This is a genomic window from Puia sp. P3 (assembly GCF_050632245.1).
Taxonomy (GTDB): domain Bacteria; phylum Bacteroidota; class Bacteroidia; order Chitinophagales; family Chitinophagaceae; genus Puia.
This window is the reverse complement of record NZ_CP192583.1, coordinates 3,959,441-3,976,031: the sequence shown is the minus strand read 5'-3', so window position 1 is coordinate 3,976,031 and position 16,591 is coordinate 3,959,441. Positions and strand designations below refer to the sequence as shown.

21 protein-coding genes, 1 tRNA gene and 5 pseudogenes are annotated in these 16,591 nt (G+C 54.4%); 8 read left to right on the top strand and 19 right to left on the bottom strand.

Features of this window, described 5'->3' with window-relative positions; translation table 11 throughout:
• Positions 1-16 precede the first annotated feature (16 nt).
• Positions 17-667, bottom strand: a complete 651-nt coding sequence (gene pyrE, locus ACQ86N_RS24615) for an orotate phosphoribosyltransferase (protein ID WP_431209352.1) — start codon at positions 665-667, stop codon at positions 17-19.
• Between the two features lie 26 nt (positions 668-693).
• Between pyrE and ACQ86N_RS24610 the strand changes: the two genes are divergently transcribed.
• Positions 694-1,059, top strand: a complete 366-nt coding sequence (locus ACQ86N_RS24610) for a hypothetical protein (RefSeq protein ID WP_431209351.1) — start codon at positions 694-696, stop codon at positions 1,057-1,059.
• The gene (locus ACQ86N_RS24605) at positions 969-1,313 is read left to right on the top strand and encodes an NUDIX hydrolase (RefSeq protein ID WP_431217582.1); all 345 of its coding nucleotides are present in this window, start codon (positions 969-971) and stop codon (positions 1,311-1,313) included. Before ACQ86N_RS24610 ends, ACQ86N_RS24605 begins: the two co-directional genes overlap by 91 nt.
• Here the strand turns inward: ACQ86N_RS24605 and ACQ86N_RS24600 are convergent.
• The 12 genes and pseudogenes from ACQ86N_RS24600 to prfB form a co-directional block, all read right to left on the bottom strand.
• Complete coding sequence (locus ACQ86N_RS24600; RefSeq protein ID WP_431209350.1) at positions 1,297-1,542, bottom strand: hotdog fold thioesterase; 246 nt, start codon at positions 1,540-1,542, stop codon at positions 1,297-1,299. The genes ACQ86N_RS24605 and ACQ86N_RS24600 overlap by 17 nt on opposite strands.
• A 7-nt stretch (positions 1,543-1,549) precedes the next feature.
• A pseudogene (locus ACQ86N_RS24595) lies at positions 1,550-1,606 on the bottom strand (esterase); the annotation flags it as partial.
• Between the two features lie 124 nt (positions 1,607-1,730).
• The gene (gene coaD, locus ACQ86N_RS24590) at positions 1,731-2,225 is read right to left on the bottom strand and encodes a pantetheine-phosphate adenylyltransferase (protein WP_431209349.1); all 495 of its coding nucleotides are present in this window, start codon (positions 2,223-2,225) and stop codon (positions 1,731-1,733) included.
• A 66-nt stretch (positions 2,226-2,291) separates the two neighbouring features.
• Positions 2,292-2,447 carry a hypothetical protein gene (locus ACQ86N_RS24585; RefSeq protein WP_431209348.1) on the bottom strand — a complete coding sequence of 52 codons (156 nt, stop codon included), beginning with the start codon at positions 2,445-2,447 and terminating at the stop codon, positions 2,292-2,294.
• Positions 2,416-2,913, bottom strand: a complete 498-nt coding sequence (locus ACQ86N_RS24580) for a hypothetical protein (RefSeq protein ID WP_431209347.1) — start codon at positions 2,911-2,913, stop codon at positions 2,416-2,418. The genes ACQ86N_RS24585 and ACQ86N_RS24580 overlap by 32 nt, the downstream gene beginning before the upstream one ends.
• Before the next feature lie 76 nt (positions 2,914-2,989).
• Positions 2,990-3,232: pseudogene (locus tag ACQ86N_RS24575) on the bottom strand (aspartate carbamoyltransferase catalytic subunit); the annotation flags it as partial.
• Between the two features lie 24 nt (positions 3,233-3,256).
• Entirely contained in the window at positions 3,257-3,778 is a 522-nt protein-coding gene (gene pyrR, locus ACQ86N_RS24570; protein WP_431209346.1) for a bifunctional pyr operon transcriptional regulator/uracil phosphoribosyltransferase PyrR, read from the bottom strand.
• 65 nt (positions 3,779-3,843) lie between these two features.
• A complete protein-coding gene (locus tag ACQ86N_RS24565) occupies positions 3,844-4,359 on the bottom strand; it encodes a hypothetical protein (RefSeq protein WP_431209345.1) in 516 nt (171 codons plus the stop codon).
• A 105-nt stretch (positions 4,360-4,464) separates the two neighbouring features.
• Positions 4,465-5,046, bottom strand: a complete 582-nt coding sequence (locus ACQ86N_RS24560) for a porin family protein (RefSeq protein WP_431209344.1) — start codon at positions 5,044-5,046, stop codon at positions 4,465-4,467.
• A gap of 252 nt (positions 5,047-5,298) precedes the next feature.
• Positions 5,299-6,306 (bottom strand): aldehyde dehydrogenase family protein, encoded by a 1,008-nt coding sequence (locus ACQ86N_RS24555; RefSeq protein WP_431209343.1) that lies wholly within the window; start codon positions 6,304-6,306, stop codon positions 5,299-5,301.
• Positions 6,303-6,929 carry an aldehyde dehydrogenase family protein gene (locus ACQ86N_RS24550; RefSeq protein ID WP_431209342.1) on the bottom strand — a complete coding sequence of 209 codons (627 nt, stop codon included), beginning with the start codon at positions 6,927-6,929 and terminating at the stop codon, positions 6,303-6,305. Before ACQ86N_RS24550 ends, ACQ86N_RS24555 begins: the two co-directional genes overlap by 4 nt.
• Before the next feature lie 3 nt (positions 6,930-6,932).
• A pseudogene (gene prfB, locus ACQ86N_RS24545) lies at positions 6,933-8,021 on the bottom strand (peptide chain release factor 2).
• A 509-nt stretch (positions 8,022-8,530) separates the two neighbouring features.
• Here prfB and ACQ86N_RS24540 point away from each other — a divergent pair.
• The 5 genes and pseudogenes from ACQ86N_RS24540 (at position 8,531) to ACQ86N_RS24520 (ending at position 12,108) form a co-directional block, all read left to right on the top strand.
• Positions 8,531-8,833 carry a YtxH domain-containing protein gene (locus ACQ86N_RS24540; protein WP_431209341.1) on the top strand — a complete coding sequence of 101 codons (303 nt, stop codon included), beginning with the start codon at positions 8,531-8,533 and terminating at the stop codon, positions 8,831-8,833.
• 130 nt (positions 8,834-8,963) lie between these two features.
• A complete protein-coding gene (ltaE, locus tag ACQ86N_RS24535) occupies positions 8,964-9,986 on the top strand; it encodes a low-specificity L-threonine aldolase (protein ID WP_431209340.1) in 1,023 nt (340 codons plus the stop codon).
• Between the two features lie 168 nt (positions 9,987-10,154).
• A complete protein-coding gene (gene pgi, locus ACQ86N_RS24530; RefSeq protein WP_431209339.1) occupies positions 10,155-11,519 on the top strand; it encodes a glucose-6-phosphate isomerase in 1,365 nt (454 codons plus the stop codon).
• Positions 11,455-11,783 (top strand): annotated as a pseudogene (locus ACQ86N_RS24525) (hypothetical protein). Before pgi ends, ACQ86N_RS24525 begins: the two are co-directional and overlap by 65 nt.
• Positions 11,784-11,832: 49 nt before the next feature.
• Positions 11,833-12,108 (top strand): hypothetical protein, encoded by a 276-nt coding sequence (locus ACQ86N_RS24520; protein WP_431209338.1) that lies wholly within the window; start codon positions 11,833-11,835, stop codon positions 12,106-12,108.
• Between the two features lie 8 nt (positions 12,109-12,116).
• Here ACQ86N_RS24520 and ACQ86N_RS24515 read toward each other — a convergent pair.
• A tRNA-Cys gene (locus tag ACQ86N_RS24515) sits at positions 12,117-12,187 on the bottom strand.
• An 864-nt stretch (positions 12,188-13,051) separates the two neighbouring features.
• Here ACQ86N_RS24515 and ACQ86N_RS24510 point away from each other — a divergent pair.
• Entirely contained in the window at positions 13,052-13,684 is a 633-nt protein-coding gene (locus ACQ86N_RS24510) for a hypothetical protein (protein ID WP_431209337.1), read from the top strand.
• Between the two features lie 54 nt (positions 13,685-13,738).
• Here the strand turns inward: ACQ86N_RS24510 and ACQ86N_RS24505 are convergent, their stop codons facing one another.
• The 5 genes and pseudogenes from ACQ86N_RS24505 to ACQ86N_RS24485 all read right to left on the bottom strand — a co-directional run bounded on the left by ACQ86N_RS24505 (position 13,739) and on the right by ACQ86N_RS24485 (position 16,564).
• Positions 13,739-14,281, bottom strand: coding sequence for a DoxX family protein (locus ACQ86N_RS24505; RefSeq protein ID WP_431209336.1), 543 nt, complete (start codon positions 14,279-14,281; stop codon positions 13,739-13,741).
• 100 nt (positions 14,282-14,381) lie between these two features.
• Positions 14,382-14,777: a GNAT family N-acetyltransferase gene (locus ACQ86N_RS24500; RefSeq protein ID WP_431217581.1), complete on the bottom strand. Its 396-nt coding sequence runs from the start codon at positions 14,775-14,777 to the stop codon at positions 14,382-14,384.
• A 15-nt stretch (positions 14,778-14,792) separates the two neighbouring features.
• Positions 14,793-15,614 (bottom strand): annotated as a pseudogene (locus tag ACQ86N_RS24495) (PDZ domain-containing protein); the annotation flags it as partial.
• Positions 15,538-15,711, bottom strand: a complete 174-nt coding sequence (locus tag ACQ86N_RS24490) for a hypothetical protein (RefSeq protein ID WP_431217580.1) — start codon at positions 15,709-15,711, stop codon at positions 15,538-15,540. The gene ACQ86N_RS24490 and the pseudogene ACQ86N_RS24495, both read right to left, overlap by 77 nt.
• Complete coding sequence (locus ACQ86N_RS24485) at positions 15,662-16,564, bottom strand: hypothetical protein (RefSeq protein WP_431209335.1); 903 nt, start codon at positions 16,562-16,564, stop codon at positions 15,662-15,664. The genes ACQ86N_RS24490 and ACQ86N_RS24485 overlap by 50 nt, the downstream gene beginning before the upstream one ends.
• Between the last annotated feature and the right edge of the window lie 27 nt (positions 16,565-16,591).

Genomic DNA, 16,591 nt, shown 5'->3' with positions numbered 1-16,591 from the left:
CGGGTTTGCCGGGACGTTAGACGCCTTTCCAGTTGGCCGGGTCCCTGCTCCATTGCAGGAGGACGTGCTGTTCTTCGGGGCTTACCAGACCTTTCTCAACCGCCAGGCTGATAAGGGTGGGGTAGCTGGAGAGGGACACGTAAGGGACTTTGGCTTTTTCAAAAGCTTCGCGGGCGGCGTCGAATCCGTAGTTGAAGATGGACACGAGGCCGATGACTTCCAGTCCTTCGCTGCGGAGTACGTCGACGACCTGCAGGGAGCTCTTGCCGGTGGAGATGAGGTCCTCTATGACGACTACGGGCTGGCCCTGCTGGTAGTATCCTTCGATCTGCTGGCCGAGGCCGTGTTCTTTGGGTTTGCTGCGGACGTAGACATAGGGCAGCTTGAGCTGGTCGGCTGCCATGGCGCCCCAGGCGATACCGGCGGTGGCTACGCCTGCGAGCAGGCCTGCCTCGGGGTACTGGGCGAAGATGACGTTGCACAGTTCGGACTTGATGAAGTCCCGTATATAGGGGAAGGAGAGGACTTTGCGGTTGTCGCAGTAGATGGGGCTTTTCCAGCCGGATGACCAGGTAAAGGGTTCTTTTGCGTTAAGACGGATGGCCTGCACCTGCAGGAGCTTTTCGGCCACTGCGGCCTCATTCGTAGTAATAATTTTCTCAGCCATGGTGCGAAAGTAGGTATTTTTGAGGTATGTATATCAAGATCTACTTCAACGATAAACCCCTTTTTCTCTGTGACCGGATGACGGATGAGATCAGCGTATATGCCCATCACGACGATGCCGTGCTGATCGACGAGTTTTCGCCTCATGCGGTGAATGCCATGGTCCACGAGATGCGTCAGGCGAAGGTGCATGCGGGGATCTTTATACATAGCGATGTTGCGGCGCTGAAGAAGGCTTTCTGGAAGAAGTTCCTGATCATACAGGCGGGCGGGGGCTTGTCGCCAACGACAGGGAGGAGTATCTGTTCATATTCCGGCGGGGGAAATGGGACCTGCCGAAGGGGAAGCTGGACCCGGGCGAGACGCTGGAGCAGTGTGCGGTCCGGGAGGTGAAGGAAGAGACGGGCCTGCATCAGGTGCGGCTGGAGTCGCCGTTGTTAACTACGTATCACACCTATGACGAAAGCGGTCATCATATCCTGAAAGAATCGTACTGGTATCGCATGAAGGCGGCGGACGGGCAAAAGGCCGTTCCGCAGCAGGAAGAGCAGATCACCGAGCTGCGATGGGTGACGCATGATGGAATGGGAGAGCTGCTGAAGAATACATTCCCGTCGATCGTGGATGTCATTACCGCTGCTTTCTGATGATGGCCACGGTGAGCCTGCTGACGCAGACGAGTTTCTCGCGGTCGTCGTAGATCTTTATATCCCACACGTGTGTCGTCCTGCCGATATGGAGGGGGATCACGGTTCCATAAACAGTTCCTTCTCTTACGGCGCGAATGTGATTGGCGTTGATCTCGAGGCCGACGCAGTCGAAACTGGGACTGGTCGATGACCAGGGCCGATGCGACGCTGCCGAGTGTTTCGGCAAGGGCCGCCGAAGCGCCGCCGTGCAGGATGCCGTAGGGCTGGCGGGTGCGGTCGTCGACGGGCATTTTTGCTTTCAGGTAGTTGTCGCCGATCTCGGTGACCTCGATGCCGATGTATTCCCCCATGGTATTTTTTCCCAGGCGGTTGAGGTCCTGCGGGTTGTTGTCGGGTTTGAACCAGATGGGCATATTAGCGTTGTTTTTTGGTGTGGCCGTGCTGGTTGAGTGCACGGGCTACGACGTCGGGGAGGAATTGCAGTACGTCGCCGCCGTTCTTCAGTACGTCCCGGACGAGGGTGGATGCTACCGAGGTATACTGGGGGAGACAGGTCAGAAATATCGTTTCTATGTTTGGGTCGAGGCTCCTGTTCATGTCGGCTATCGCCTTTTCGTATTCGAAGTCGTTGACGTAGCGGATCCCGCGTAGGATGAAGTTGGCGCCGACCTGCTGGCAGCAGCGTACCGTAAGACCTTCATAGAGGACGGCGTCGACCTTGGGGTTGTCCTTGTAGATCTCCCTGATCCATTGGATGCGCTGTTCCTCGGAGAACATGGGTTCTTTGTTCATGTTGCGTCCGATGCCGATGATCAGCTTGTCAAAGAGGGGTAGCGAGCGGTCGATGATGTCCTGGTGGCCGATGGTTATCGGGTCGAAGGTGCCGGGAAATAGGCCGATACGTTGCATAAGACAAGAACCTGTTTTATTGATAAAAGTGGTTATAGGACCTTGCCCCGGAGGGCGCCTTCTGGGTTATTGCGCGGATCTGCTGGCGCCTCCGGCGAGGAGGTAGAGCACGGCCATCCGCACGGCGACCCCGTTCTCCACCTGATGCAGGATGATGGATTGTTTGCTGTCTGCGGCGTCGCTGTCCAGTTCAACACCGCGGTTGATCGGGCCGGGGTGCATGATGACGATCTCTTTGCCGAGGCTGTCGAGGAGGCGTCTGTTGATGCCGTAGGCCAGGGCTGTATTCTCTCAGCGAGGAGAAGAGGGGCTGGTTCTGCCTTTCGAGCTGGATGCGGAGTACGTTGGCGACGTCACACCATTCGAGGGCCTTTCGCAGGTTGTATTCCACCCGTACGTCGAATGCTTCTCGGATGTGCACGGGGATCAGGGTAGGGGGCCTGCCAGCGGTCACTTCTGCGCCCATTTTCTTCAGGAGATAGATATTGCTCAGGGCTACGCGGCTGTGCATGATGTCGCCGATGATGGCGACCTTTTTCCCTGTGAGTCCGCCGAGCTTCTCGCGGATGGAGAAAGCGTCGAGCAGGGCCTGGGTCGGGTGTTCGTTGATCCCGTCGCCGGCGTTGACGATGGCGGCGGGGATGTGTTTGGACAGGAAGCTGGGGGCTCCGCTGGCGCTGTGCCGCATGACCACCATGTCCAGCTTTCATTGAAAGGATATTATTGACCGTGTCCAGCAGGGTTTCTCCTTTTGCGGCGGAAGAGCCGGAGGCGGTGAAGTTGATCGTGTCTGCGGAAAGCCTTTTTTCGGCCAGTTCGAAGGAGATGCGGGTCCTTGTGGAGTTCTCGTAGAAGAGGTTGACGATGGTTACGTCCCTTAGCGTAGGCACCTTTTTGATGGGGCGCTGCAAAACTTCCTTAAACTGTGTGGCTGTATCTAAAATGAGTTGGATATCACCCGGTTGGAGATCTCTAATGCCTAGAAGATGTTTGGTACTCAGTTGCATTAGAACGCGAAATTAGGGTATTTTTTATAATAAAGTGACTTCGTCCTTACCGTCTTTTTCTTTCCAGTATACTTTTACCTTCTGGGTAATGATGGAGTCGATGGATTTGCCGATGTAGTCGGCCTGGATGGGCAGTTGGCGGCTAAACCGGCGGTCGATGAGGACGCAGAGCTCTACCTTGGCGGGACGGCCGAAGTCGAGGAGGGCGTCGAGGGCGGCGCGGATGGTCCTGCCGGTCCAGAGGACGTCGTCAACGAGGATGACCTCGCTGTTTTCGATGGAAAAGGGTATATCCGTCTGGTTGAGTTCGTGCAGGCCGGTGCGTACGTCGTCGCGGTAGAAGGTGATGTCGAGCTTGCCGTAGCGGATACTGGAAGGGTTTACCTGGGTCTTGAGTTGTTGGATGATGCGGTCTGAAAAATAGATGCCCCGAGGCTGGATGCCGATGATGACCGTATTTTCCAGGTTGAGGTGGTTCTCCAGCAACTGGTGGGTGAGGCGCTGTATCGTGATCTCGAGCTGCTGTTCGTTCAGGATCGTCTTCATGTGCTAAAAATAGATAAAAAAAATACGGCGGTTAGGCCGTATTTTTTTTATTGTTGGGGTGGTGGTTATTTACCGCCGCCGAATTTGTAGAGGAAGGTCAGGCCGATGTTGGCGATCGTACCGCTCTTGCTGATCGCGTTATAAGCGAGGATAGCCTGGAAGTTGTCTGCGTTGTAGCCTACCTGGGGAGCGTAAGCAAAGCCGCTACCGCTGGCGTCGCCGGTGAGGAAGCCAACGCCGACCTGTGCGCCGACGAAAAAATTCTCGCTGGGATAGAAGCGGGGGCCGACCATAATGGGAACGGCGCCGTAGTTGAATTTGATGCCGCCGAGGTCTTTGCCGAAATAGTGGTCATAGGCGATAGAACCAACGCCGGTGACGTTCTCGTTGAAGTTATACTCGCCCTGGATCCGGCCTCCCAGAACGAAGCTGCTGATGTTGTGAGCATCACCAACGGGCAGACCAAGGTCGAGGCCAGCGGCAAAATGGAAATCGCCGGAAGAGGTTTTCGATTGAGCTTTAACCTGTGTCGTGAATACTGAAGCGCCGAAAACAGTGAGGACGATAGCAAGTTTTTTCATAAAAGAGATTTTGTGAGATAATGCGCGCAAAACTATGCGCCTGTTAGGGTTTATACAATACCACGGAGTGGTAATTTTTGCTAGAACGTGATTGCGCTGAAAAAATTATCTACCGGTGCTGAATAGTGTATATGTTACACCGAGCTGGAACACGTCGTTGCGGACCGAGCCAGTCATACCTGTATGGGCTCTGTCTTCGACGTTCGCGATGCCGAAGTTGTAGCGTGCGTCGATGCCGAGTTTGGTAGACGGGATCTTATATGCGAGACCGACGGCCCACGCGAAGTCACCGGAGTTGTAAGAATCTTTTGCGTTTAGGCTGTTACCATTGTATTTGTAGTGTGCTCCGAGGAGGAAGCCAACCTGCGGACCCGTGAAGATGGCGAAGCCGGAGCCTGCGTAGTATCGCAGGAGGATGGGAATGTTCAGGTAGTTAAGGGCGATAGAGCCTTTGTCGAAACCGGCGCCCTGATTCGAGTAGACGAGTTCGGGCTGGAGGCTGACCTTTTCTGCCAGCGGGAGTCTTGCGTATACGCCCAGGTTGATATTGACGCGGGTGCTTACATCGCCGGCGTCAGAGCCGGAGACCGTAGCGAAGTTGAGGCCGCCTTTGGCGCCAAACTGAAATTGTGCTTTTGCCGATGCGAAGGAAATGCCGGCCAGGAATACCAGTGCTAACTTTTTCATACTGTGTAGATTGAATGTTACAATTCGCCCGCAAATATAATAGGCATATGCAAACATCGTACCCTACGAAAGTGCAGGATTTTTATTGTGCGGGTGCCAAAAAAGTACGCAAATGAGGTATTCAATATGTGATTTTCAAATAGTTGGGTCAAAGTTAATTGTTTAATACGTTAAGCGTTTCGTGTGCTAACCGGGATGGACAAACGACACAAAACCGGGGATAAAAAAATCCCGGCCTTTGCCGGGACTCTCTTATTCTTCCGCGAGGAAGGGATATCTGTAGTCTGTTGGCGGAACGTATGTTTCTTTTATTGTCCGGGCGCTGAGCCATCGGTAGAGGTTCAGGATGGAGCCTGCCTTGTCGTTGGTGCCGGACGCCCGGGCACCGCCGAAGGGTTGCTGGCCAACTACGGCTCCTGTGGGTTTGTCGTTGATATAGAAATTGCCTGCCGCGTTGCGGAGTTTGTCGGTCGCCAGTTCAACGGCCTGTCTGTCCCGGGAGATGATAGACCCGGTGAGGGCGTAGGGCGAGGTCGTGTCGATCAGTTCGAGTGTCTTTTCGAATTCGGCGGGCTGGTATACGTAGATGGTCAGCACGGGCCCGAAGATCTCTTCGCACATGGTGACGAATTTGGGATCCTTCGCTTCGATGATGGTGGGTTCGATAAAATACCCCTTTGTCTTGTCGCAGTTGCCTCCGGCGATGATCTCTGCTTTGGGGTCCTGCTTAGCCTTGTCGATATAGGACTGGATCTTGGTAAAGCTTCTTTCGTCGATGACGGCGTTGATGAAATTGGAGAAGTCTTCGACGGAGCCCATTTTAAAGCTCTTTACGCCTTCCCTGAGTTTTGTTTTGACCGTATCCGCCAGATTCGCGGGGATATAAGCCCTTGAGGCGGCTGAGCATTTTTGTCCCTGGTATTCAAAGGCGCCGCGGAGCAGGGCGGTAGCGACGACGTCGGGGTCGGCGCTTTCGTGGGCGAGGACAAAATCCTTACTCCCCGTTTCACCGACGATGCGGGGGTACGTGCGATAGTTGCTGATGTTCTCGCCGATGGTCTTATAGATATGATTGAAGGCGGCGGTGCTACCGGTGAAGTGTATCCCGGCGAAGTCTTTGTGACTGAAACAAATTTTTCCCAGTACGGGGCCGTCGACGTAGATGAGGTTGATGACGCCGTCGGGCAGGCCGGCTTCTTTCAGGATCCGCATAAACATCTGTGCGGAGAAGACCTGGGTATAGGCGGGTTTCCAAATCACCGTATTGCCGCAGAGCGCCGCGGAAGCGGGAGGTTGCCGCCGATGGCCGTGAAGTTGAAGGGCGTGATGGCCAGTACAAAGCCCTCCAGCGGGCGGTATTCGAGGCGGTTGTGGACGCCTGGGCTGCTGACGGGCTGCTGGCGGTAGATCTCTGAGAGAAAATGGACGTTCCAGCGCAGAAAATCTATGATCTCGCAGGCGCTGTCGATCTCGGCCTGGTAGGCGTTCTTGCTCTGGCCAAGCATCGTGGTGCCATTCATGTACGCCCGGTATTTCGTGGCGATGAGATCGGCTGCTTTCAGGAAGATGGCGGCGCGGTTCTCCCAGCTAAGGGAGGCCCATGACGCTTTGGCCTTTAGTGCGGCTTCGATGGCCTGTTGTACGTGCGTCTCGTCGCCTTCGTGGAAATGGCCAAGCGTGTGGGCTATTTCATGGGGCGGGCGGAGCGCTATCTTTTTGCCTGTGCGGACCTCTTTATCCCCGATGAACATGGGGATATCGTGGGTAACGCTTTTCAGTTCTTTCAGCGCGGCCTTGAGCGTCGTTTTTTCTTTGCTGCCGGGGCCGTAGTTCAGTACCGGCTCGTTGGCGGGCGCCGGGTAGTTGAAGTATCCTAGACTCATTGTTTATGTTGTTTCTTTTTCGCTCATTAAATATGCCTTGATAAAGCCGTCCAGTTCGCCGTCCATGACGGGCTGTACGTTGCCTACTTCATAGTCGGTCCGGTGGTCCTTGATCATTTTATACGGATGGAAGACATAGGACCGGATCTGGGAGCCCCATTCGATCTTCTTTTTGGTCGAGTTGGTAGCGTTCTTGAGTTCTTCGCGTTTTCTCAGCTCTTCTTCGTAGAGCCGGCTTTTCAGCATTTTCAGGGCTTTTTCCCGATTCTCCCCCTGCGTACGTGCCTGCTGGCATTCGACGATGATGCCGCTGGGGATGTGCTTGAGGCGGACTGCGGTCTCGACCTTATTGACGTTCTGTCCTCCCTTGCCACCGCTGCGGTAGAATTCCCATTCCAGATCGGCGGGGCTCACTTCGATCTCGATGCTGTCGTCGACCAGGGGTAGACGAATACCGAGGCAAAGGAGGTATGCCGGCGGGCGTTGGAATCGAAGGGAGAGATGCGCACCAGCCGGTGAACGCCGCTCTCTGCTTTCAGGAATCCGTAGGAGAACGGACCGTCGAACTGGATCGTGGCGCTTTTGATACCGGCGCCTTCCCCGTCCTGAAGGTCGAGTTCGGTAACGGACCAGCCCTGTTTTTCCCCGTACATGCGGTACATGCGGAGGAGCATTTCGGCCCAGTCCTGGCTTTCGGTACCGCCGGCGCCGGAGTTGATCTGCATAACGGCGGGCAGTTCGTCTTCGGGCTGGTTGAGGGTACTCTTGAACTCCGTTTCTTCGATCTGGCCGAGGGCTTTTTCGTAGGCTTCGCGGGTCTCCTCTTCGGAGGCTTCGCCGGCCTTCCAGAAGTCGAAGAGTACGGCAAAGTCCTCGACGGCGGACTCTACAGATTCGTAGAGTTTGACCCAGTACTCATTGAGCTTGATGTTTTTGAGAATTTCTGTCGCCCTTTTGTTGTCGTCCCAGAAACCGGGACTCAGCGACAGCTGTTTTTCTTCATTGATCTTATATTGACGGTTGTCGACGTCAAAGAAACCTCCTCAGGACGACTACGCGATCCCTCATAGACTTAATCTGTTCTTGTGTCATAGGGCGCAAATTTACGAAAAAATGGTGAGTCGCAACTGCCAGATATTCACTGTGTTTGGCTTTGTTTTGACATTTTGGTGTGCCGCGACCGGACATCGGCTGTATCGTAAGCGCGCGGTTTATAGGAGCAAATAACGGGGCTAGTGTTTGATTCATAAGGAGTTATATTAACGGCTGTACAGTCTTGTGAATATCTCCTGTCCGGCAATTGGGATTGTTTTTTATATGACCATATCGTTGTTTGAGATATGACCGGCGGACGGCATTGTTTAATGTATCTATGGTCATAACGGTGGTGATTGTCTGTCTGGATCTGTTCCCTGTCGGGCTGCGAAGGTGAACCCGGTGGAGAATTTAAGGACGGAGGGAACGGTCTTTTGTAGAGGAATTTTCCCAGGATGGCGGTTGGGTGGAGCTTTTGGGCGAGAGGATTCCTTTAACGTTTTCCGGCATTGTTCTTGAAATTGGTTAGATTACATCAACGATTTTTTCACTTAAAATTTATTGTCATGAGTGTAAAGAATATTCTCATCGGTACGCTGGCCGGACTGGCAGCCGGGGTAGCACTTGGTGTTCTCGTTGCTCCTGCCGAGGGAGCGGAAACCCGTCAGCGCATTGCCGATACGGCAGATTCCTTTAAACGAAAACTCAGGAGGCTGAGGGGAATGACGCTGGACGAGCTGGATGAGCTGAAAGAGATTTTCGAGAAGGAGGCTGAAGGGATGAGGGGCGACGTTCGCGAGCGCGTCCTCGACCTGATCAAAGCCGCCAAGCAGAAAGGCAACCACGTTAGGGAAGAGGCGATGTCCTAGGCCGGAGTTTCGGCTTGATGGAAATTTGCCTGCCGTAGCCGATGGAGGCACCCTTGTCAGGGCGCCTCTTTTTTTATGTGTGAGGGGGAATAGGGGGCTTATGCTTAAATTGCGAGCTCAATTTCCGATTATGTTGATAGACCTTCGTTCCGATACTGTTACCCGCCCCACTCCCGCCATGCTGGACGCCATGATGAAGGCGCCGGTGGGGGACGATGTCTTCGGGGAAGATCCTTCCGTCAACCGTCTCGAGGCCCTGGCGGCCCGGCTATTTGGGATGGAGGCCGCGCTTTATTGTCCCAGCGGCACCATGTCCAATCAAATCGCTATAAAATGCCATACGCAACCCGGGGATGAGGTGATCTGTGAAAAGAATGCCCATGTCTATATTTATGAAGGCGGCGGGATCGCCTTTAATTCGGGGGCCCAGGTGAGGGCGCTGGAGGGTGATCATGGCCGTATCACGGCGGAACAGGTCTCTATGGCGATCAATCCAGACGACGTACACCGGGCGCGTACTTCTCTGGTAGCGCTGGAAAACACCTGCAACAGGGGCGGGGGCAGCTGTTACGATATGGAGGAGATAAAGAAGATCCGGCAGGTATGTTCCGACAACCAGCTGAAGCTTCATCTGGATGGGGCGCGGCTATTCAATGCGCTGGTCGCTACGGGAAGGACGGCGGCTGAATTCGGGTCGGTCTTTGACAGTATTTCGGTGTGCTTAAACAAAGGGATGGGTTGCCCGATCGGGAGTATCCTGATCGGGCCTGCTGCATTTATCCGTAAGGCCGGGAGGGTGAGAAAGGTATTCGGGGGCGGGATGCGGCAGGCGGGTTTTATGGCTGCGGCCGGGATCTATGCGCTGGAGAACAATATCGACAGGCTGGCGGAGGATCACCGGCATGCCCGGAGGATCGCGGAGGCGCTGGAGAAGAAAGATTTTGTGCATAGTGTAATGCCGGTGGAAACGAATATTATCATCTTCCGGACGGAGGCGGATATGTGTACTAAGGAGATGGTCGGGTATCTGAAGGATCAGGGCGTTCTGGCTATCCCGATCTCGGCCAATCAGATCCGGTTCGTAACCCATTTGGATATATCCTCAGAAATGGCGGATAAAGTTGTCGATATCATCGACAAGTGGTCGAAGTAATCGTCGGTCTCAACAATAGTCAAAAGTCTTTAGTTAACTTTGGCTGGACACGGTCCAGCCCGTCCACGAGGCCTGGCCGAGTGGACAATTATTAACGGTGTTGCGGCAAAAAATTGATTTTTTTGTTTAATTTTTTGCCGCAATTCAATAACCAAAATCATTCCTTTTATGTTCCCGAAAGTAGCTCCAAAAGAAACGAAAGCCTGGCAACAACTACAAGACCACTATAATACCGAGATAAAGGGAACTCATATGCGCTCCCTTTTCGCGGCTGATGCGCAGCGGTTCTCGCGGTATTCGCTGCAACTGGATGAGATCCTCTTCGACTATTCCAAGAATCTGGTATCCGACAAGACACTGGGTCTGCTGCGCCAACTGGCGGAGGAGAGCAAGGTAAAGGAGGCGATCGAGGCCATGTTCACCGGCGAGAAGATCAACCAGACGGAAAACCGCAGCGTGCTGCATACGGCGCTGAGAAATCTGTCGGGGACTCCGGTGTATACCGATGGAAAGGATGTAATGCCGGAGGTGCTCCGGGTTCTCGCGCAGATGAAGGCGTTCGCCGGCCGGGTCCACAGCGGAGAATGGAAGGGATATACGGGAAAGAAGATAAAATATATCGTCAATATCGGCATTGGCGGCAGCGATCTCGGTCCGGTGATGGTGACGGAGGCCCTGCGGCCCTACTGGGTAGCCGGAATGCAGGCGTATTTTGTGAGCAATGTGGACGGAACGCATATCGCCGAGACGCTAAAGAAGGTGACGCCTGAAGAAACCCTTTTCCTGGTGGCTTCCAAGACCTTTACCACGCAGGAAACGATGACCAACGCCCATACGGCGCGCAGCTGGTTCCTTGAATCCGCGAAGGATGAGAGCCAGGTTGCGAAGCATTTCGTGGCGTTGTCCACCAACGAGAAGGAAGTGGTCAAATTCGGTATCGACAAGGCGAATATGTTCGAGTTCTGGGACTGGGTCGGCGGCCGTTATTCCCTGTGGAGCGCAATCGGTCTTTCGATCGTGCTTACCATCGGGTATGAAAATTTTGAGCTGCTGCTGAAAGGCGCTCACAGCACGGACGTCCATTTCCGGACGACGCCTTTTGACAGGAATATCCCCGTCACGATGGCGCTGGTCGGGCTTTGGTATACCAATTTCTTCGGTACGCAGACGGAAGCCATTTTGCCTTATGACCAGTACATGCACCGGTTTGCCGCGTATTTCCAGCAGGGGAATATGGAGAGCAACGGGAAAAGCGTGGACCGCAGCGGCAATCCCGTCAGCTGGTCTACGGGTCCGGTGGTCTGGGGTGAGCCGGGTACTAACGGGCAGCATGCTTTCTATCAGCTGATCCACCAGGGAACCGTGCTGATCCCCTGCGATTTTATCGCTCCGGCTATCAGCCATAACCCGATAGGGGACCATCACGTCAAGCTGTTGTCCAATTTCTTCGCCCAGACCCGAGGCGCTGATGAATGGGAAGACGGCGCAGGAGCTGGAGGCGGAGAATGTTCCGACCTCGCTGATCCCGTATAAGCTGTTCAGCGGGAACAGGCCGACGAATTCGTTCCTGATCAGGAGATCACGCCTTTTACGCTTGGCCAGCTAATCGCGCTGTACGAGCACAAGATCTTTGTCCAGGGGGTGATCTGGGATATCTTTACGTTCGACCAGTGGGGAGTTGAGCTGGGCAAGCAGCTGGCGGGAAAGATATTGCCGGAGCTGCAGAATAATGATGAGATCAAATCGCATGATTCGTCCACGAACGGGTTGATCAACGCTTTTAAGCACTGGAGATAGGATTCTATGTAATCCGGGCGGACCCCGCATCTTCAGGGAAACTACGCGTATGAAAGTATTGTGTTTTTTCCTGCTGATGGCGGGGTTTGTCGTTTGTGAGGGTCAGGGGTTGGATGGCCGGAGGGCCGGTGAAGGGGAGCGGATCGAAGGAGTGGGGATGCGGCCGGGAGTTGGTGTTTTGGTGCAAAGGGTTGGTTTTGATTCGATTCGGGTGATGAAGCCGGACAGGATGGGGTGTCTGGTTCCGGGAATGGGCAGGGTAGAACGGATGCCGGTGAGGCGGATGTACAATGGGGATAGGATGGCAGTGCGGAAGGGTGACTAAGTGAAAAGTAGTTACGGAAGGAGTCGAACCCTCGTAAAAGGTCTTGCGGACCTCCGCCTGTCCTCTCGGCCACGTAACTCGTGTTGACGGGTTTTTAGTGTATGGATCAGTTTGATCAGTAGGAATATTATCATTGGTTAGCGTTGAATTCTGATGCAAAATAGGCCTGTTTAATTAGTCTACCAAATTTGTAGACTAATATTTTTTGAGAACAACTTTAGGCCCGGAGATGTGACGGAAAAGTGGTGGGATATTCGGCAGGAAAGTGGTAAGATATTCGATGGAAAAGTGGTGAGGATGGGGAAAGCGGGCAGGGAGCAGGTTTGGTGCGAGAGGCAGTTTTATTTTTGGGGGTTTATATGTAGTGGAGGACTGCGCGATATCCACATTTTTTATGTTTTTGTTATAAAATAAAAAATGCATGGGTTCGTTTTCCGTTAACTTTGCCCAACCTAAAAAAACTCACGGCAAATCTAACATGGTGCAGAAAGATAGTTCCCTAATCAAATCTGGTATTCGTAGTTCTTACAAGGCCTTCAGGGGCGCCTGCGTAGCGGGTGTCTGTGGTCTGGTCGTTATCAGCGCGTGTAACAACGGCAGCTCGCAGGATTCAAAAAAGGAGATTCTGCCGCGGCAGCCAGGCCGGCTGCGGCGCCGAAGGATTCTGTTCCCGCGCCGGTGATCAGCAGCGGTCCGCTGGACACAGCTGCTTACAACAAGAAGCTGGCGTTCCTGGCCAATGGCGACTCTTCGGGCAGGTGGCCGGCAAAGGCGGCCCTTCCGAACGGGGGAGCTGTTCTTCCTTTCAACCGGATCGTTGCCTACTATGGTAATCTTTATTCCAAGAATATGGGGGTGTTGGGTGAGTTTCCGCCCGACGAAATGCTGCGCAGGCTGAAGGTCGAGTTGAAGAAGCTGGCAGGAGGCGGATACCGCCACGCCGGTGATCCCCGCTCTCCATTATATCGCCGTAACGGCACAGGGTGCTCCCGGGAAAGACGGAAAGTACCGCCTCAGGATGCCTTTCAAGCAGATCGATTCCATCCTGCATATCGCGGCGCGCATCAATGCGCTGGTATTTCTCGACGTACAGGTAGGTTTCAGCAATGTAGAGGCCGAGATACCCCTGCTGGAAAAATACCTGAAGATGCCGAATGTTCATTTGGGCATCGATCCTGAGTTTTCGATGAAGACGGGTAAGCGCCCGGGAACGGTTATCGGAACCATGGACGCTTCGGACGTAAACTTCGTGTCCAATTATCTGGCGAATCTGGCGAAGACGAATGGTCTGCCGCCGAAAATACTGGTCGTACATCGTTTTACAAGGCCGATGATCACCAACTACAAGAGCATCAAGACGCGTCCCGAGGTTCAGATCGTGATGGATATGGATGGATGGGGTGAGCCGACGCTGAAATACGACAGCTATAAGGCGTATATCTCGAACGAGCCGGTGCAGTTTACGGGTTTCAAGCTCTTCTACAAGAACGATATCCGCAAACCCAAGAGCCGCATGCTTACGCCTAAGGAGGTGTTGTCGCAGAAGCCGAGTCCGATATATATACAGTATCAGTAGGAAACGATGGCCTGGGTATAGCTCCCGGAGGGGCGTAGCCGAGGATGAAAAAATTTAATCCCGCTGTCTGAACAGGCAGCGGGATTTTTTTGGGTGAGTTTTTAGAATGGGTTTTGCCTCCGGAGCTCGGTTAAGGCAGGTTTCTGCCCTGGAGCCGCGGTTACGGTTACTCTGGAAATAGGCGTCGAGGGAGAGAGGGCCGCTGCCCTCGATGAGAAAGAAGACCAACAGCAGGAGGGTTAAGATGGCCAGCCCGAGTTCGGATTCCGGGGCAAATCCTCCTTTTTGCCCGTTGATAAAGACGATCGCGCCGATAAGTATGGGTATCTGGATCAGGGCCATGAATCTCGTCATCAGGCCGATCATGATAAAGAATCCTCCCAGCAGGTTGAGCCAGGTGATGAAGATGGGCAGCCAGTGGGTGTTGTTCTCGCTGAGGCTTTGCCCGCCATAGATCAGCCTTTCCACCAATTGCGAATCTCTCATGAAATTAATGCCTTTGGAAAAGAGGAATAGGCCAAGTGCGATACGTACGATGACCAGCCACCGGGGATGGTGCGTCGCACTCCAGGTTCTGATTTGTTGTAAAGTATGCATAACAGTGTCAATTTAATACCTGAAACGCCGCAATTGCCGTGCCTTCATTTTAGGTTTTTTATTCCCTTATTTCAGCCTCTTAATCAAATACTTAGGCGACTCACGGTAGCCCTGACGGGCGTAGAATTCGTGGGCGCGGACGCGGCGGGAGTGGCAAGTGGACCTCGATGAGTTCGCAGCCTTTTTCGCGGGCCAGTTGGGTGGCGTATTCTTCCATCTGCCTGCCGATGCCATTGCCACGGGTGGACGAATCGACGGCAAAGTAGCTGATTCGGGCGAAGTCGCCGGGAAGGGCGATCTGGGGGATGAAATGTAGGGAGAGGAAGCCCGAGGATCGACTCGGGGAACTGGCAACCCGTCGTCTCGCCGGATTCCCAAACCAGAATTGTTTCTGCCGGGTCTCTGAGCATGCGCTGGAGTCTGCCGGACAGGAAGGCGGCGGTGTCCGGGTATTCCAGCTGGTCGAGGAGGCGGCTGATGGCTGGCCAGTCGGTATGTCGTGCGGGGCGGATCATTTTGGTCCGAGCCAGCTGGTTCTGAATCGAATGATCGCGGGTGTTACCGGTCGTCCTGCCTGTTCAAATGTTTCGACGGCAACGGCGGGGTTTTCGCCCAGCGTGATCGTGCCTTTTTTCTCTTCGCCGCGGTGCAGCCAGCGGATGGCGACTGTGGCGCCGGGTCTGTGTTTGGCCAGCACAGCGCTGAGGTCGGCGAGGCTGCGGGTGTCCTGATTGTCTATCGCGAGGAGTTTGTCGTCGACGTCAAGGCCGGCGTCATAGATGGGGGTGCCGCGGAGAGTATTGGTTTGGAAGATCAGTCCTTCTTTTTCGTCGATGCCGCGGGTGGGGCCGATCCAGGCTTTGCCTTCTTCCGCCTTTTTCAGCAGGAAACCGGCGGGTTCGAGCAGGGTGTTATAGTCGATGGGATCGTGTCCGGTGACATACTTGTTAAAGAAATTCTCTGCGAATTTCTTGTCGGTGAGGCCGGCGAGTACGTCCTGAAGGCCGGCGACGGTGTAGGGGATCTCGGGCTTGCCGAATTTCTTCCAGGCGGCCTGCATAAGGTCGTCGAGGGTCTTGTGATAACGCGTGCGTAGTTCGAGTTCCAGCGCCAGCGCGATGGCGGCGCCATAGGGGTAGTAGCTGCTGAAGATATTCGGAAAATTAGTTTTGTCTACCGCTACGCCGGCGTCGGTGAATACGGCCTCTTCGCTGGCTTCGACGGGGGAGTAGAGGCGGGCGCCGGGGGTGTTCATCTTAAGGTTCATAAGGCCTGCCAGTGACTGCTTGACGAAGTCGGTGTCTTTGCCGATACCGGAACGCAGTACGAGGAGTCCGCCGTAGTATTGTGTGAAGCCTTCGGCAAACCATAGTTCGTGGCTCATATCGCTCTTTTTCGAAATTGAACGGCTCGAGCGTTCGGGGGCGGATCCGTTTGACATTCCAGCAAGTGGAAGAACTCGTGCGCGAAGGTATTCAGGATCCGTTCGTTGCCATTGAAATTGCCCGCGTTGGAGATCATGGTGGAGTTGCGGTGTTCCATCCCGTCGCCGTGGACATACGGATTGATGCTGGCCAGAAAGGTATAGGAACCGTAGTCGTAGGCGGGTGTTTCGCCAAAGACGGCCTGCGCACTGGCGGACGATGCGCTGGACTTTTTCGCTGAAGACGGAGAAGGTCGTGTCGTCGCCGGCTCCGTCGAGGGCGATGCTAAAGGCGTAGCTCTTTCCGTCGGGGTTTTTGACCTCCCATTTGCGGTAGCGCAGCGGTCCGATCTTGGTCGGGCAGTCCATAAAGTATTGCAGGTTGCGGGCCTGGAAGGTCGAGTGGGTCGCCGGTGGTCTGTAGCTGGGTGGCTATTGTCCAGTGCCATTCTTGCGGGACGTTGAAGCTGGATGGTAATGGGGGTATTGTCGACTCCTTTCAGCCACATAAAGGCGCCGGGCATATTGAGGTGGGCGCCGTCGGCGTCGAGTCCCACATAGGTGCCGTCGGCGTAGTTGCCGTATAGCGTATACTGAACCCGGATATAGCCGCTGTGGCGGGAAACTTCGTACACGTCGCCGTCGGTGCGGACGATGTTGAGGGGCTTGCTATTCTGGTCATACGCCTTTACGTCATACACGTTCTTGCCGAATTCGTGGGTGGCGTAGCGGCCGGGCGAGGAGCGGCTCATCCGGAATGTGGCCGTCCGGGCAGTGATGTCGCTGACGACCAGTTCGATCCTGGCCTCGTGGTGGGCGAGGTTGGGAAAGGAAAACGATATAGCTGACCCGTTGAGCAAAGGTGGTTGTCAGGCCAAGGGAGACTA

Coding starts and splice junctions, on each gene's coding strand:
- pyrE (WP_431209352.1), bottom strand. CDS start 667: ATGGCTGAGAAAATTATTACTACGAATGAGGCCGCAGTGGCCGAAAAG.
- ACQ86N_RS24610 (WP_431209351.1), top strand. CDS start 694: ATGTATATCAAGATCTACTTCAACGATAAACCCCTTTTTCTCTGTGAC.
- coaD (WP_431209349.1), bottom strand. CDS start 2,225: ATGCAACGTATCGGCCTATTTCCCGGCACCTTCGACCCGATAACCATC.
- ACQ86N_RS24585 (WP_431209348.1), bottom strand. CDS start 2,447: ATGCACCCCGGCCCGATCAACCGCGGTGTTGAACTGGACAGCGACGCC.
- ACQ86N_RS24580 (WP_431209347.1), bottom strand. CDS start 2,913: ATGCGGCACAGCGCCAGCGGAGCCCCCAGCTTCCTGTCCAAACACATC.
- pyrR (WP_431209346.1), bottom strand. CDS start 3,778: ATGAAGACGATCCTGAACGAACAGCAGCTCGAGATCACGATACAGCGC.
- ACQ86N_RS24565 (WP_431209345.1), bottom strand. CDS start 4,359: ATGAAAAAACTTGCTATCGTCCTCACTGTTTTCGGCGCTTCAGTATTC.
- ACQ86N_RS24560 (WP_431209344.1), bottom strand. CDS start 5,046: ATGAAAAAGTTAGCACTGGTATTCCTGGCCGGCATTTCCTTCGCATCG.
- ACQ86N_RS24550 (WP_431209342.1), bottom strand. CDS start 6,929: ATGAGTCTAGGATACTTCAACTACCCGGCGCCCGCCAACGAGCCGGTA.
- ACQ86N_RS24540 (WP_431209341.1), top strand. CDS start 8,531: ATGAGTGTAAAGAATATTCTCATCGGTACGCTGGCCGGACTGGCAGCC.
- ltaE (WP_431209340.1), top strand. CDS start 8,964: ATGTTGATAGACCTTCGTTCCGATACTGTTACCCGCCCCACTCCCGCC.
- pgi (WP_431209339.1), top strand. CDS start 10,155: ATGTTCCCGAAAGTAGCTCCAAAAGAAACGAAAGCCTGGCAACAACTA.
- ACQ86N_RS24520 (WP_431209338.1), top strand. CDS start 11,833: ATGAAAGTATTGTGTTTTTTCCTGCTGATGGCGGGGTTTGTCGTTTGT.
- ACQ86N_RS24505 (WP_431209336.1), bottom strand. CDS start 14,281: ATGCATACTTTACAACAAATCAGAACCTGGAGTGCGACGCACCATCCC.